The organism is Dialister hominis (genome assembly GCF_007164725.1).
Lineage (GTDB): Bacteria > Bacillota > Negativicutes > Veillonellales > Dialisteraceae > Dialister > Dialister hominis.
This window is the reverse complement of the sequence record NZ_AP019697.1, coordinates 306,263-320,732: the sequence shown is the minus strand read 5'-3', so window position 1 is coordinate 320,732 and position 14,470 is coordinate 306,263. Positions and strand designations below refer to the sequence as shown.

General features: G+C 49.8%; 16 protein-coding genes and 2 tRNA genes. All 18 read right to left on the bottom strand.

The window, feature by feature from the left end:
• Positions 1-453 precede the first annotated feature (453 nt).
• The 18 genes from Dia5BBH33_RS01410 to Dia5BBH33_RS01325 all read right to left on the bottom strand — a co-directional run bounded on the left by Dia5BBH33_RS01410 (position 454) and on the right by Dia5BBH33_RS01325 (position 14,341).
• A complete protein-coding gene (locus Dia5BBH33_RS01410) occupies positions 454-1,677 on the bottom strand; it encodes an IS110 family RNA-guided transposase (protein ID WP_143332212.1) in 1,224 nt (407 codons plus the stop codon).
• A gap of 548 nt (positions 1,678-2,225) precedes the next feature.
• Complete coding sequence (gene murB / locus Dia5BBH33_RS01405; RefSeq protein WP_022382358.1) at positions 2,226-3,152, bottom strand: UDP-N-acetylmuramate dehydrogenase; 927 nt, start codon at positions 3,150-3,152, stop codon at positions 2,226-2,228.
• Complete coding sequence (locus Dia5BBH33_RS01400) at positions 3,149-3,502, bottom strand: YlbF family regulator (protein WP_143332211.1); 354 nt, start codon at positions 3,500-3,502, stop codon at positions 3,149-3,151. The genes murB and Dia5BBH33_RS01400 overlap by 4 nt, the downstream gene beginning before the upstream one ends.
• Entirely contained in the window at positions 3,489-3,998 is a 510-nt protein-coding gene (locus tag Dia5BBH33_RS01395; RefSeq protein WP_022382360.1) for a tRNA (cytidine(34)-2'-O)-methyltransferase, read from the bottom strand. The genes Dia5BBH33_RS01400 and Dia5BBH33_RS01395 overlap by 14 nt, the downstream gene beginning before the upstream one ends.
• A gap of 11 nt (positions 3,999-4,009) precedes the next feature.
• Positions 4,010-4,411, bottom strand: coding sequence for a hypothetical protein (locus Dia5BBH33_RS01390; RefSeq protein WP_022382361.1), 402 nt, complete (start codon positions 4,409-4,411; stop codon positions 4,010-4,012).
• A 182-nt stretch (positions 4,412-4,593) separates the two neighbouring features.
• Positions 4,594-4,935: a 50S ribosomal protein L19 gene (gene rplS / locus Dia5BBH33_RS01385; protein WP_022382362.1), complete on the bottom strand. Its 342-nt coding sequence runs from the start codon at positions 4,933-4,935 to the stop codon at positions 4,594-4,596.
• A 123-nt stretch (positions 4,936-5,058) separates the two neighbouring features.
• Entirely contained in the window at positions 5,059-6,264 is a 1,206-nt protein-coding gene (gene rpoD, locus Dia5BBH33_RS01380) for an RNA polymerase sigma factor RpoD (RefSeq protein ID WP_143332210.1), read from the bottom strand.
• Positions 6,265-6,638: 374 nt separating this feature from the next.
• Positions 6,639-6,715 (bottom strand) — tRNA-Arg (locus Dia5BBH33_RS01375).
• A gap of 4 nt (positions 6,716-6,719) precedes the next feature.
• Positions 6,720-6,795: transfer RNA gene (locus Dia5BBH33_RS01370), tRNA-Pro, on the bottom strand.
• A gap of 79 nt (positions 6,796-6,874) precedes the next feature.
• Positions 6,875-7,309 (bottom strand): RuvC family protein, encoded by a 435-nt coding sequence (locus Dia5BBH33_RS01365; RefSeq protein WP_108850049.1) that lies wholly within the window; start codon positions 7,307-7,309, stop codon positions 6,875-6,877.
• Positions 7,306-8,502, bottom strand: a complete 1,197-nt coding sequence (locus tag Dia5BBH33_RS01360) for a DUF3084 domain-containing protein (RefSeq protein WP_022382365.1) — start codon at positions 8,500-8,502, stop codon at positions 7,306-7,308. Before Dia5BBH33_RS01360 ends, Dia5BBH33_RS01365 begins: the two co-directional genes overlap by 4 nt.
• Before the next feature lie 84 nt (positions 8,503-8,586).
• The gene (locus tag Dia5BBH33_RS01355; protein ID WP_143332209.1) at positions 8,587-9,672 is read right to left on the bottom strand and encodes an LptF/LptG family permease; all 1,086 of its coding nucleotides are present in this window, start codon (positions 9,670-9,672) and stop codon (positions 8,587-8,589) included.
• A 31-nt stretch (positions 9,673-9,703) separates the two neighbouring features.
• Positions 9,704-10,426 carry an LPS export ABC transporter ATP-binding protein gene (lptB, locus tag Dia5BBH33_RS01350; RefSeq protein ID WP_022382367.1) on the bottom strand — a complete coding sequence of 241 codons (723 nt, stop codon included), beginning with the start codon at positions 10,424-10,426 and terminating at the stop codon, positions 9,704-9,706.
• Between the two features lie 16 nt (positions 10,427-10,442).
• Positions 10,443-11,282, bottom strand: a complete 840-nt coding sequence (locus Dia5BBH33_RS01345) for an LptA/OstA family protein (RefSeq protein WP_232518069.1) — start codon at positions 11,280-11,282, stop codon at positions 10,443-10,445.
• Positions 11,279-11,827, bottom strand: coding sequence for an LPS export ABC transporter periplasmic protein LptC (lptC, locus tag Dia5BBH33_RS01340; RefSeq protein ID WP_022382369.1), 549 nt, complete (start codon positions 11,825-11,827; stop codon positions 11,279-11,281). Before lptC ends, Dia5BBH33_RS01345 begins: the two co-directional genes overlap by 4 nt.
• Entirely contained in the window at positions 11,824-12,810 is a 987-nt protein-coding gene (locus tag Dia5BBH33_RS01335) for a lysophospholipid acyltransferase family protein (protein ID WP_022382370.1), read from the bottom strand. Before Dia5BBH33_RS01335 ends, lptC begins: the two co-directional genes overlap by 4 nt.
• A gap of 44 nt (positions 12,811-12,854) precedes the next feature.
• Complete coding sequence (locus Dia5BBH33_RS01330; protein ID WP_108850051.1) at positions 12,855-13,370, bottom strand: KdsC family phosphatase; 516 nt, start codon at positions 13,368-13,370, stop codon at positions 12,855-12,857.
• Positions 13,370-14,341: a KpsF/GutQ family sugar-phosphate isomerase gene (locus Dia5BBH33_RS01325; protein WP_143332208.1), complete on the bottom strand. Its 972-nt coding sequence runs from the start codon at positions 14,339-14,341 to the stop codon at positions 13,370-13,372. The genes Dia5BBH33_RS01330 and Dia5BBH33_RS01325 overlap by 1 nt, the downstream gene beginning before the upstream one ends.
• Positions 14,342-14,470 lie beyond the last annotated feature (129 nt).

Genomic DNA, 14,470 nt, shown 5'->3' with positions numbered 1-14,470 from the left:
AGAGGAATGATGCGTTTCTTTGAAAAATTTTTGAAAATTTTCTATACGTTTTCCATAAAAAAGGGGCTGTGACAAAATCCGTTAAAACGCGGACTTGCCTTCCTAGACGGGGAAGGTGCCCGGAGGGCGGATAGGGTTGATTTCCACGGACGAAGCTATATAAGTTCAAAACAAATAAGAACTGATTTCTTTTGTTTCTCATCGCCGAGCTTCCCCCAACGGAGGGAAGAATTGCCTTTTACCTTGCTCCGGAAGGAGAAGACCTGCTACACAAGAACAAGCCCCAATTTTAATTTTTTGGTATTTTTTGAATTTCTTATAGAATTTCTTGTCGGATTTCCTGCCTGATCCTAACTGATTGGATTTTGGAGTTTGGCCGACTAATTCATTGCACTACGAAAAAGCCGATCTCACACTCGGCTTTTTCCGCTTTTCTTCACTTGTTTGCCTTATTTACGCAGCAAGGCCTAAGTCGCGATACAAATGCATCACCCGGCCGTAGTATATTCGTAAAAACTTAGCCATTCCTGCTACTTTTGCTACTTTTTTATACTTTCCTTCTGCCTCTTTCTTCTTTATGAACCTATATACTGCATCATCTTTGGGGATTTTATGCATAACTAACAACATCATTACTTGATACAATACTTTCCGCAGCCGCGCAGGACCTTTCTTTACTATGTGATTCTGCGAGGCTCGGAATTTCCCTGATTCATGTATTGATGGGGTCAGGCCTGCAAAGCAGATCAGAGGATGCTTGTTTTTAAAGCGTCTCACATCTCCGATCTGGGCAATAAGCGCTACTCCGGTAACTCTTCCGACTCCGCCCATCTCGCCGACGAGTTCATATTCCGGCAGATCCTTGGCTATATCTTCCATTCGTGTTAAACTAGCCATAAGAGCCTCGTCGGCTCTTCTCAGTAATCCGACATACCACATGATGGTTTCTCTAACAATTGGATTATTGGGGATGGAAGGGATACCATTCTTTGCTTGAGCGTAGATCGTCGCTGCTTTACTCTCATTGGAACGGTATCCTTTTTCTTTTGCCCATTCGCGATAAGATGCGACAAATTCTGCTTCCGATTTAGCAATAATATCCTCAATGTGGCAATACCTTTCCAGGAAATCCAGCAGTTTGTCTTTACCGCTGTTTATGTCGAATCCTCCGAAAAGATCGAAGATTCCTGGCATGGTCTGCTCCAATTGACTTTGCAGCTGGAGAAGGATGCGGCTTCTTTCCTCCGAAAAGTTAAGATAAGCATCGCAGAGTCTCTTCAAGAGGAAATACTTATCTCCATTAAGATCGAATTGCGGTAACTTTGCCCAATAAGCGATTCCATATCTGGCAATATTCGTGGAGTCGATGGAGTCTGTCTTTGTGTGTCTGAAGTTCTCTGCCTTATTAGAATTAGCAACCTTCAGAGCGTTGACGACAGATACAAAAATCCCATTCTGCTGCAAGAAATAGGCTATCGACAGGTGATAGACGCCTGTTGATTCCATGACGACTTTTATCTCGTCATACTTTGCTTGTACCCGAATTTCATCGACCAGAGGCTGAAGTTCCTCTTTTGTGTGCTTAACATCAAAGGGCCTGCGGATGATCTTGTCGCCAGGCGCCATGAAACACACCGTACTTTTTCTCTTGGATACATCAATACCTACACAGATCATAAGTGACCTCCTATAAAAGATATTTGTAGTTGGTAGACGCTAATCCTTCACACACTTATTACCACTCAAACTAGTTTTTTTACACGAACACGGAGATAAACCTGCCTAACGCGAGCACACATAATAAGGGGAAGGCTGACCCTCTTCTCCACGTCCAGTAAACGGACCGGTGGGTCGCCGTCAAACCATCTACTCCCCTAATTATATGCAATAAGTGCAGCGGATAGGAGCGACCTATCTACTACACTTCTATTGTACTAGGTGGCTCGTAATACCAGTTGACAATAATGGTAATTGCACAAATGCCTAATAAGTTAGTGTACGAGACGGATGAGATGTAGTTCCTCAGCCGCAGGCTGGTTTTGTGGTTTTCAAGGGTGCAGTTTCTAAAAAGGCGAAGCATCCTTTGATGTTTTCAGACAGAACCCATAAATACATTTGTTAGTATCCTTTAATGGCATATTCCAATAAAAAAAAGGCTGTGGCAAAATGATTACACATTTTGTCACAGCCTCTCTTCATTTCATTATTTTATTTCATCTGACCAATCAGCGTTCCTGGAAAACGCCTTCGCCGAGGATGCGGACATCCATCGGTACATGGACGCCGTACTGATCCTGGATGCGCTTCTGCACTTCATGGAGAACGTCCAGAATCTGCTGGCAGGTGGCTTTGCCGTTATTGACGACGAAGTCAGGATGCTTGGTGGAAACCTGAGCGTCTCCGATGGAGAAGCCGATGAGTCCCAGATCCTTGATCATGGGACCTACATGGTATCCCGGCGGACGCAGGTACATGGTGCCGGCACTTCTCTTCTCCAGCGGCTGCTTGGTGCGGCGGGAAATCTGGTGCTCGGTCATGTTTCTCTTGATTTCATCCGGGTTTCCCGGAGCAAGGTGGATCTTGATGCCTGTGATGATATCGCCGTTATGCATGAAAATGCTGTCGCTGTCACCGTAATGGAGGTCATCCCAGCCATAGGTCTTCTTCAGCAGGCCGTCTCTTGAAACTGCGTAGACTTCTTCGACGACATTCTTCATCTGGCTGCCATAGCCGTTCGCATTCATGAAAGCAGCGCCGATGACGGTGCCGGGGATGCCGACTGCCCATTCAAAGCCGCGCAGGCTGTTCTTTTCAGCAAAACGGGATACAGTACCCGTGCCGGTGCCGCCAGTGGCAGTGATCCATGTGCCTTCGCAGGTCATGTTCTGCTGCATGCGATTCATGCAGATCGTGATGCCGCGGATGCCCAGATCGCTGACAAGGCAGTTCGAGCCGCCACCGATGACGGTGACCGGGATTCCTTCTTCATGCGCCTTTTTCAGGACTGCTATTAATTCGTCTTCTGTTGTCGGCATGACGAATGCGTCTGCCGGTCCGCCGATACCATACGTGGTGTGGCGGCTCATCGGTTCGTTGAGCTTTACCTGTCTTTCATTCAGGATTCCGTCGAAAAATTTTGCGTAGTCTGTCATTTGTCCAGTTCCAATACGTCCATACCCTGCGACATTGCTTCAGATACGATCTTCTGCAGATCCGCAGCTACTTGATTCCAGCGAATGAATGCCTGCAGGTATTCCTGCGCATTGCTGTTGTTGCTGACGAGTACAGCCAGTTCCTGCAAGTGCTTGTAAGCTTCCTCGTCTTCCTTCTGACCAGCGATTCTTGCGTAGTCCGATTTCATCTGGGCCATGATGTATTCCTTCACCATTTTCCTGGCTTCTTCATCACCCTTGATTTTCTCGGCTGCTTCGGTCAGGCGTTTCATTTCATCGCTTTCCTTGATCGCCTTTGCCAGTGCATACGCTGCATCATAAGTATTCATGACTATCACTGCCTCCTTTGAACAAACGTCCGCTCTTCTGGAGAAGATGCGGGAAACCGGTCTGCCTGAGCGCTTCCATTGCAACGATGGCAACGGCGTTCGACAGGTTGAGCGACCGGGCTTCTTCAATCATCGGGATGCGGATGCAGTCCTCTTCATGCGCCAGAAGGAGATCTTCCGGCAGTCCCTTCGTTTCCTTTCCGAAAACGAGGACATCGTCTTCATTGAAAGACACATCCGTATACGATTTGACCGCCTTTGTCGTGTTGTAGTAGAAATGGCGGCCCTTCAGCATTTCCTTCACGGATTCAAAGTTCGGATGAACATGAACCTCGAGAAGATCCCAGTAATCCAGCCCTGCACGCTTCAGGTGCTTGTCATCGATGGAAAACCCGAGGGGTTCCACCAAGTGGAGCGTCAGATGCTCAGCGGCACAGAGCCTTGATATATTTCCTGTGTTTCCCGGAATTTCCGGTTCAACCAGAACAATATGCATAATTACCCTCTCTAAAAATAACTTCCGTAGCGGTCACGATACCGGTCCTGCTGCTCGCGGCCTTCATACAATTTGAACGTCCTGGCTTTCTGTCCCTTGTAGGAAATCTGGTAAATCGGGCCTGCATCAAGCCCGTCTACGGCCAGACGGTAAATATTGTAATGGAATCCATCAGACTTCTGCGGTATCGGAAGCCCCGTCACATGGACGCCCCCGTTCACCTGGAATTCAGACTTGTAGGACGGCGACATGAAGTTGGCGGGGTGGAGCTCCTCTTCTGTCAGAGGATCAGCCATCTCGACTTCCAGTGTCAGTTCGTCGACAACGAATACGTGCTTGATGGAATTGGCAGAAACAGACGATGCAAGCCCCAGCGCCAGAAGAGCGGCGGACAGGATGATTTTATACTTCATAGCTTTCCCCTTTCGAGAAATGGCAGCAAGCTGCCCTGAACCTCCCTGCATCAAGTACTATTTTAACACATTTACAATCGGTGAAAAACAGACCGCGAAAAAAATAAGCATATACTTTTAAAGACTCTCTATGAAATCCGGACAATAAAAAACTGCGGACGAGCCGCAGTTCTTTACATGTCTTATTTTCTTTCTTTGATTCTTGCTGCCTTGCCGGACAGACCACGCAGGTAGAAGAGTTTTGCACGACGAACGATGCCGCGGCGCTTTACTTCAATCTTAGCCAGACGCGGGGAATGAACCAGGAATGTTCTTTCTACGCCTACGCCGTAGGAAATACGACGAACTGTGAAAGTTTCTCTGACTCCGGCATTTCTTCTGGCAATAACGATGCCTTCGAATACCTGGATTCTTTCATTCTTGCCTTCAACGACCTTAACATGAACTCTTACGGTGTCTCCCGGGCGGAATTCAGGAATGTCATTTCTCAGCTGTTCATTCTCGAGTGTTTCGATAATATTCACGATCTTTTCCTCCTTCTCACAGGACATTCATGCCGATCGTATATGGCAGAGGACTATCCAGAATAACGTTGTCATTATATCACGCTTTTTTTCTCTTTGCAAGGGAAAATGCTTGACAAATGATCAATATCCGGTCATCGGGAGTGCCTGCTTTTTGAGCTTCTTCAGCGCCTTTCCTTCGATTTGGCGGATACGTTCACGAGTGACGCCGAAGTGCTTGCCGACTTCTTCCAGAGTTCTTGGTGTTCCGTCGTCCATGCCAAAGCGCAGGGCGAGGACTCCTTTTTCTCTTTCGGTCAGCGTATCGAGCATGCTGTAGACCTGCTCGCGGCGCATCGTTGCTGCTGCTTCATCTTCCGGGGAAGCTGTCTTCTGGTCTTCGATGAAGTCTCCCAGATGGGAATCTTCCTTTTCGCCGATCGGCGTTTCCAGGGAAATCGGATCCTGGGCAGCCTTCTTGGCTTCCCTGATCTTTTCAAGGCTGATGCCCATTTCCTTGGACAGTTCCTCGTTCGTTGCCTCGCGGCCGTGTTCCTGCAGGAAACGGCGGCCTACGCGGTTCATCTTATTGATTGTTTCGACCATGTGGACAGGCACGCGGATCGTTCTTGCCTGGTCGGCAATGGAGCGCGTGATCGCCTGGCGGATCCACCATGTCGCATATGTACTGAATTTATAGCCCTTGGTGTAGTCGAACTTGTCGACGGCCTTCAGAAGGCCGATATTTCCTTCCTGAATGAGATCCAGGAAAGGCATGCCGCGTCCCGGGTACTTCTTGGCAATGGATACGACCAGACGGAGGTTGGCGTTTGCCATTTCCTTCTTGGCTTCCAGAGCTGCTTCCTTCTCTTCCGGGGTCGCATCTTCCTTCTTGCCTTTTTCGATCGTCTTTGCCAGTTCCATTTCCTGTTCTGCGGAAAGAAGCGGATTGGAGCCGCATTCACGCAGGTACAGGCGTACCGGATCACTTACGCCGCCGGCTGCCGCATTGTAATCAGCATCCGTTGTATCTTCCACGTCCCAGGATTTTTCTTCTTCCTGTGTATCGTCATCACCGTCAAGAAGCATATCGTCAGATAGGATGTCTTCCCCTTCTTCTCCTGCGAAATCTGCTTCTGTCGGTCCCTCTTCCGTTTCCTCTGGTTCATCGTAAACCATTTCAATATGATGATCATGAAGAAGAGTGAAAACGCTGTCCAGTTGTTTCTGGGTCAAATTGTTTTCCTTCGTGAAATTGATGATTTCATTGTAGGAAATATTTCCATCCGCGTTGACTCTCTCCTTGAGATCTTTCAACCACTGCTCAAGCTGTGCCGCCTTTGTAGCCAAGTCAGGACACCTCCTAGGAATTCAGAGACAAGGTCTCTTTGTATGTCGGAAATAGTAGATCAAACCGGCTCTTTTGTCCTTTTATTCGTTTTGCTCCATACCTTCTCAAAGCCTGTTTTTGGACGCAAAAAAGCCCTGCTTTTCGTCTCAAGTCAAAATCAGATAATACACTCTTTATCTGTAAAAATCAAGAGAGAAAAACTATATTTTTTTATTTTATTAAAAGCCGTACATTATATTCGTTATATACGGTATATTTATTAATCAGCGGAGGATCTCCGCTTCGCTGCATGGAAATGAAACGTCTTTTCTTCTCCCGTTTCATTCACAGACAGACAGAAAAAACGGCACCCGCAGATGCCGTTTTTGATTTCTGGTGACCCAGGAGGGATTCGAACCCACGACCCACCGCTTAGAAGGCGGTTGCTCTATCCAACTGAGCTACTGAGCCATATTGGTCGGGGCAGCCGGACTCGAACTGGCGACCCCCTGCTCCCAAAGCAGGTGCGCTACCAACTGCGCTATGCCCCGTAACACCTCAATAGTTTATTACATCTTGCGCTTTTCGTCAAGTGTTTTTCTTTTCTTTTTTACAGAGAGAAAAAGAGACCTATACTTTCTTGTGACCGACGTCTTCTGCCTTCACTTTCCCAAGGTAAATGCAGCCGATGATCCAGGCCACATAATCGTCAATCGGAACCGGGACTGTCCGCATGCCTTTGGGGATGAGACGGGAAAGGCCTTTGGTAGGATGATCCTTCCAGTACCACTGCTCTCCCATTTCCGTCGTGTACTTTTCATCGACAAGGATCGTGCGGAAGGGAAGTCCCATCTTTTCAAGGACAGCGTCTGCCCTCTTCTGGATTTCCTTATGATGCGTCCCGTTTCCCATGATGAAGGCGGAAACGGGGTGACTTGAAAGAAGGTCTTCCGCTTCTTTCTCGAATTCCTTCGTGCGGATGACCTTCTTGATCACGAGCGAGCCGTCTTCTTCGACGACTGCCATTCCTGTTTTTTCTGAACCGGGATCAGCGGCTAAAATCATCTTCCGTCATTCCTTTCGACGCGTACGTCAATGAGGAGCGGGCCCTGGCTGTAGATATCGCGGCGCGCCGTGACGTACAGTGTGCAGTTTCCGCCATACTCCTTGACCTTCTGGATGACTTCCATCAGTTCCTGTCCTTCAAGAGCCCCTACGTTGCCCGTAATCGGGTCCGGAAGGATGCCCTGGCTTCTTGCATAGACATTGAGATCCTTCAGGAAGCGGAGGACCTGCAGCTCATAGTTCCTGATGTCCTTGTACTTATCCAGATTGCCCTGATAAATCGTTTCTCCCTTGTGGAAGACAAGGATACTGTCATGGATATCGAAATCAACGACAAGGCGCTCGCCCAGAATAAGGTTCTGCGCAGCGACGATGCGAACGAGTTTCTTTGTCTTGGATCCTGCGATCTGATTGACAGCCGTATCGAAATCCTGACGGCTGACGCGGATGAGTTCTGCGTTCTGGTCCGTCACATTCATCTGCTGCTTGAGCATGGTATTAATATCGTTCAAAACGCTGTCCAGTACCTTTTCCGTCTGCTCCTTGTTCATATTTTCATCGACAGTGACGCTTGTCAGCACCTGTCCGGCGCGCAGGATGACCTGGCCCTCGCGGAGCGCATAAATATTGCTCAGGAGTTCCTGCTTTTCTTCTGTCAGCGTATTGATGTTTCCTGTCAGTTCATTCTTTGTCTTTTCAAGGTTCTTGATTTCAGCAGCGGACTTTTCAACGCCGGCCTGCGCCTGATCATACGCCTCCTGCACGGTGGAAAGTTCATTTTCCATATAGACTCTCTGGCTTTCGACGCGGTCAAGTTCCCTGGACGTTTCTTCAGACTTTCTCGTCACGTCCTCGTACTCCTTGTTCCTTGCCTCGAGCTGGAGCTTGCCTGATTCAAGTTCCTTGTTCTTGAGCTGGATTTCCTGATTGAGGTCCTTCATCTGCGTCTGCAATTTGGACAGGCCGAATAAAGCGACCCTGACATTTTCATTCACCACGGCCATGACGGCAATGGTCGAGAACGAAATGAGGGCGCCGGAAATGATGGTCACGATGATCGAGGTATACTTCGGGCGCAGGCCGAAAAGAGTCATTCTCTTCTTGCCTACTTTGGAGCCTATCCTGTCCCCGAGAAAGGCGATGAGTCCGCCCATGCTGATCAGGACAAGAACGATGGCGATGCCTATGAACATAGTGACCTCCTTACCTTATATAATCATCCGGTTTCCGGACGCGGCGAAGTCCCGGAAGACCGGGACTCATAACTCAAGTGAAATTCAGCGGTCAACCCTCCATATGAGGTAGCACCCTGTGACGAAAGCAATCATATTCGGCAGCCAGACTGCGAGGAATGCAGGCATGAGGTGGCCTTTGCCGAGTGCTTCGAGGAATGTCATGATCGCATAGTAAAGGAAAATAATGACAACGGAAATGCCGAATCCGACAGAAGAGGAAGATCTCTGCTTCTGTACGCCCAGAGGAGCGCCTACGATAGCGAAGACAAAGCTTGCCATCGGCAGGGAGAAGCGGCGGTAGATTTCCATCGTGATGCCTGTGGTGTCAGCATGAGCGGCAGCATAGGCTTTCTTTGTCAGAAGGAGTTCGCGGATCGTCATTTCATCAAGATCCTTGTTTTCCTTCGGAATATCTTCCGGAGACTGTGCATAAGGAATGGCCTGGCTCTCGAAGTGCATCATGCGGTCTACACCGTCGCCGGTGAGATCATAAATGACGCCGTTCGTCATGTACCAGACACCATCCTTCCAGACAGCGGTCGGTGCGTTTTCCACTCGGGTGACTTCTTCATTCTGGAATTCCTGGACCGTGATGTTTTCCAGCTGCTTTGTCTGCGGGTCATACTTTCTTGCATAAAGAAGGTGGACAATCTTGCCGCCCTGCACGTCACGGATGACGACATGGTCGGTCACGCCCGGATTGAGATTCCTTCGGATTTCCACGTTCAGTACGTACTGGTACTCGCTGTTTGTCCACGGCACGACGTATTCATTGAATGCGACGGCGCAGATGCTGATGGCAAGGGACAAAAGAAAGACCGGCGTAGCCAGGCGCAGGAAACTCTGCCCGGAAGAACGCATGACAATCAGTTCGCTCGATCCAGACAGGCGAGAGAAACACATAAGGGCGCCTAAAAGGACAGCCATCGGGAATGTGTAGACGACAATTCTCGGGAGCGCCAGGATGAAAATCTTCAGCGCGGATTCCGAGGATGCGCCGTACTTTGTTACGTAGCTTGCAATTTTCAAAAGGGTATCTGCACCAAGGAAGATCGCTGTGAAAGCTGCTACGCCAAAGAAGAACGGAGCCAGGAATTCTTTTAATATGTATTTGTCCAATATTCTCATCGGAATTCCCCTCCTTCTATATCTTTCTTCATCATAAAGTGAAATTCTCTCCCAAATAGTTCTTCTTTGCTACCGGATCCACGGCAATTTCAGCATCCGTTCCGTGCAACAGAATGCGTCCTTCCGACAGGATGTAAGCATTGTCGACGATGCGCAGCGTTTCGCGGACGTTGTGGTCCGTGATGAGGATGCCGATTCCCTTCGTCTTCAGGTGAAGGACGACGCTCTGGATATCTTCGACAGCGAGCGGATCAACGCCTGCAAACGGTTCATCGAGAAGGATGAAGGCAGGATCCATCGTCAGAGAGCGCGCGATTTCCACGCGGCGTCTTTCACCGCCTGAAAGTGCTCCGCCCTTTGTATCGCGGACACGGCCGATATTGAATTCATCCAGAAGAGACTCCGCCTTGGCGGTTCTTTCTTCCGGCGTCAGATCTTTTCTTGTTTCCAGAAGAGACATCAGGTTTTCCCATACAGTCATCTTCGTGAAAACAGACTGTTCCTGCGGCAGGTAGCCGATGCCGAACTGGTGGCGCTTGTAAATCGGAAGGCCCACAAGTGAGATGTCCCCGACTGTCACGTCCCCTTCATCCGGCTGGATGATGCCGACGATCATGTAGAATGTGGTCGTCTTGCCGGCTCCGTTAGGCCCCAAGAGCCCTACGATCGTCCCCTGCTCGACTTCCACATTGACATCATTCACGACAGTTTTTTCGCCGTAGCGTTTGATCAGATTATGTGTTTCTATCTTCATTGATTTCCCTTGGTTTCTACTTTGTTTCTATGGATGAACCTGCATATTCAGGGCGGCCTGCGATTGGCGTATTGGCGGTGACCGGACCGGTTGGAGCGCTCTCCTGTCCGCTTCCGGAGCCTGCCGTATTATCGCTGCCCCCTGTATTTGTGATGACGATGGTGCTTCTGCCCTTCGTTTCTACGACTTTGTCTTTATCCATGAGGATGAGTTCAGGTCCGTCGAAGCGGTTTCCATTCTGCACGGCCCATGCATTGCCCTGGAGGACAAGGCGTCCGTCAGTGCCGTTCCTGCCGGTTCTGGTGTAGACAGCCTGATCGCCGTAGCCTGTTGCATTATGGAGTGTGCTTGAAAGGTTGACGCCGCCGGTGGCAACGACTTTAATCTGCTTCAGGTTGCCTTCGATATGAGGAGCGGCAAGGCTTCCATCCGGAGATTCGAGGTAGCCGTTTCCTTCGATCTTGGCAAAGCCTGTATCGGAATTGTACATGACATCGTCGCCCTTGAGGGTCCTGTTTTCAGCGTCGTCATGATAATAAACGCTTCCGATGCCTCTTGCGGTCTTGTCATTATAAAGGAAGAGCTTGTCAGCCGTCAATGTTTCCTGATTCTTGGCATAATGAACGCCGCCTTCCAGGAAAGCACTCCTGTCTTCGAAATGGTATTCGCCGTCTGCGGCTGTGATTGTTGCGCCTTCGTTAGCGTGGATGACCACGTTCCCTTTGGCGGTGACGACCTTGGCCTTGCCGTCATATGTCAAGACGTCGGCTGTGATGTCATCGGCCATGGCGGTCGTGACAGATCCTAGTGCGATGGCCAGTACTGCCAGCGCTGCATAAAAAGTTTTCACTTTCACTTTGCGTCCTCCTTGTCTGCGAGCTTCGCATGTCCTTTGGCGGTTAACTGCTGCAGCACCCGGTCTCCCGTGAAGCTGTCACCTGTCAGTACGCGGTTGTCTTTTTCCGCTGTGAAGAATTGATCCGTGGAAAGGATCTGTGTCTTGCCATCATACGTCAGGTTCTTTGCATAAAGGACGAGTCCGTCCTTGGATTTTCCCTTGACGTTTCCTTCTACGTAAACGGTCTGCGCCTTGCGGTCGATTTTGCCCGTATCAGCTGTCAGATCGATTTCGTTGTCATCTTTCATAAAAGACCCGTCGACGCCTGTCATCTCGATGATGTTCTTATCCTGGCTCATCGTGACATGCTTGGCCTTGAAGCGCCATACAGGCTTGCCGTCCTTGTCTTCCTTCAGATCGATATTATCGAATTCCATGGCCGGATTTCCGGAACCGGCGGCAGCATTCATGCGTTTCGTGTCGCCGCGGAAGAGAGCGTAGATGCCCACAGCAAGGAGCAGGATGACCGCTATCGTGATATAAAGCTTGGCGTGTTTCTTCATTCCTTGCCTCCTTTGGTCTCGTTCCAGTTATCATAGATGCCGGATGCAAAACGCTTCTTTTCCTCTTCGCTCAGATCCATGTACATCTTGATCTTTCCCGGTCTTGTCCAGAAGAGATGCTGGAACCAGAGCCAGTCTGCCGGATGGGCTTTGATGAAATCTTCCATCATCGTGGCCATTTTCTGGGAGTTCCTGAGAAGATCCCCTTCTTCATCTCCCGTGTCTTCGTAATAGAATTTCTTTCCCACACAGATCGTGTGGCCCTTCCCGTTTTCATTTCTTACGATGAAAAGCGGGATGATCGGCGCCTTGAACTTTCTGGCAAAGACGGCCGGTCCCTGTGGGAAGGAAAAGACCTTGTTCATGAAAAGAACCGGTACGCCGACCTTGTTCCCGTCCTTATCGGAAAGGAAGCCAAGGATATGGTTCTTCTTCATCGAGCGCGCAGCGGCAATCATTTCGTAGCCGCCCGTGCCGGTCAGGTAAATATGCTGACCCGCCATGGTGCGGTAATCGTTGATAATTCTCATCAGCGCATCATCAGCCTGCTTCTTGCCGATGGCCGACGTGTCATAGCCGTGAAGGGCAAGGCCTGCGCCAAGCCATTCCCAGTTTCCCATATGTGCGGTAAGGCCGACGATTCCCTTTTTCTCAGCGTATGCTTCTTCCAGGTACTCGGGATGATCGATCTTCACGAAATCATCAATATGCGCTTTTTCTTTGCAGAGCCGCGGCATATACATCATTTCCATGGCGGACATACCGATATTTTCATAAACCTTCTGCAGCAGCTTTTCGGCTTCAGGGCGCGAGACCTTAAGGCCGGTCATGATCTGCTCCAGACCCCGGTTTCTTTGTTTGGCTATGCGGTTCATAATGCAGGGGCCCAGAAAGCGCCCTATAGACAGGATTCGGTCATATGACATGCGGCAGAGCATATTGCTGATGCCTTTCAGAATCCTGTATCTTACATCGAATGACATGGCTCCTCTTCTTTCCGGAAATGATTCAAAATACAGCGGGCCCCTCAGTCATGTCTGAAGGGATCGACCGCTTCATCCCAGCGTCCCTGGGCTTTCAAAATATGTTCGACGAATTCGCGGGCTGCGCCTTCCCCGCCTTTAAAGTGGGAAATGAAATCCGCAGCATCCCTGTTTTCGTCACAGGCATTTTCAGGACATCCCGAAACGCCGACCTTTTCAAGGAGAGGCAGATCATTCAGATCGTCTCCCATGTAAGCGGCTTCTTCCCAGGAAAGTCCGTATTCTTTCAGCAAGCCTTCCAGTGCTTCGATCTTGTTTTCAACGCCGGTCAAAACGAAGTCAGCATGGAGCTCCCTTGCGCGGGCGCCCACGATCTTCGAGGACCTTCCGGTGATGAAGCCTGTCTTGTAGCCCATCCTGTGGGCAAGACTCAGGACCAGTCCGTCCTTGACGTTGAAGAATTTGTAAGCTTCCCCGTCAGGCCCAAGGACCAGCATCCCGTTTGTCAGCGTGCCGTCGACGTCGAAAGCAAACAGTTTTATTTTATCCGCATTTTTCATCAGACGACCCCCTGTTTCATAAGGTCGGTGATATGCACCATGCCGGTCGCGCGTCCGTTCTCGTCAACGACAGGAAGAACGGTGATCGGATGGGGCTTGTGGTTTTCCATGATATGGAGTGCTTCAGCAGCCAGGCGTCCGGATGTGATGACGATCGGTTCCTGTGTCATGACATCGGAAAGATGGACTGTCAGGAAATCCGTGCCTCTCTCAAGGCCACGTCTGACATCGCCGTCGGTCATAAGGCCGATCAGGGAACCTTCCGCATTGATGACGGAAACGGCGCCAAGGCCCTTGGACGTCATGACGAAGAGCGCATCTTTGACAGATGCCTTTTCCTGCACGACAGGATTGTCCTCTCCCTTGTGCATGACCATCTCGACTGTCATGAGAAGCTTTTTCCCAAGAGAGCCGCCCGGATGGAAAATGGCAAACTTGTCTGCCGTGAAATGGCGGTTTTCCATCAAACATACAGCCAGCGCATCGCCAAGGGCGAGAGCAGCAGTCGTCGAGCTTGTCGGAGCAAGGCCCAGAGAGTCTGCTTCCTTTTCAACGCCTGCGTCAAGGACAGCATCTGCATTCTTGGCAAGCGTGGAATTCGTCTTGCCGACGACGGCAATGAGTTTTGGCCCGATTCTTTTCAGGGACGGGAGAATATTCAAAATCTCCATCGTTTCCCCGCTGTTTGAATAGGCAATGACGACATCTTCTGATGTGACCATGCCAAGATCCCCGTGGATGCCTTCTGCCGGATGCAGGAAGAAGGCAGGCGTGCCGGTGCTTGCCATCGTGGCAGCTACCTTGCGGGCGATATGGCCCGATTTCCCCATGCCTGTCAAAACCACGCGCCCCTTGGACTTGTCGATCATACGGACTGCCTTTTCAAACTGACCGTCCAATTTATTGACTAAAGATTCTACTGCCGCCGCTTCATCCCGAAGGACCCGCGACGCCGTCTCTATTACTGACATACAGCCTCCCGTTTTCTTGATGACCCGGAACTTCTGACAGGGAATGATTCATCCACTCTGCCGAATCATATTTATTATACAATAATTTGACTTGAAATACTTAATGAATCCTATAGAAAATCATGCGCA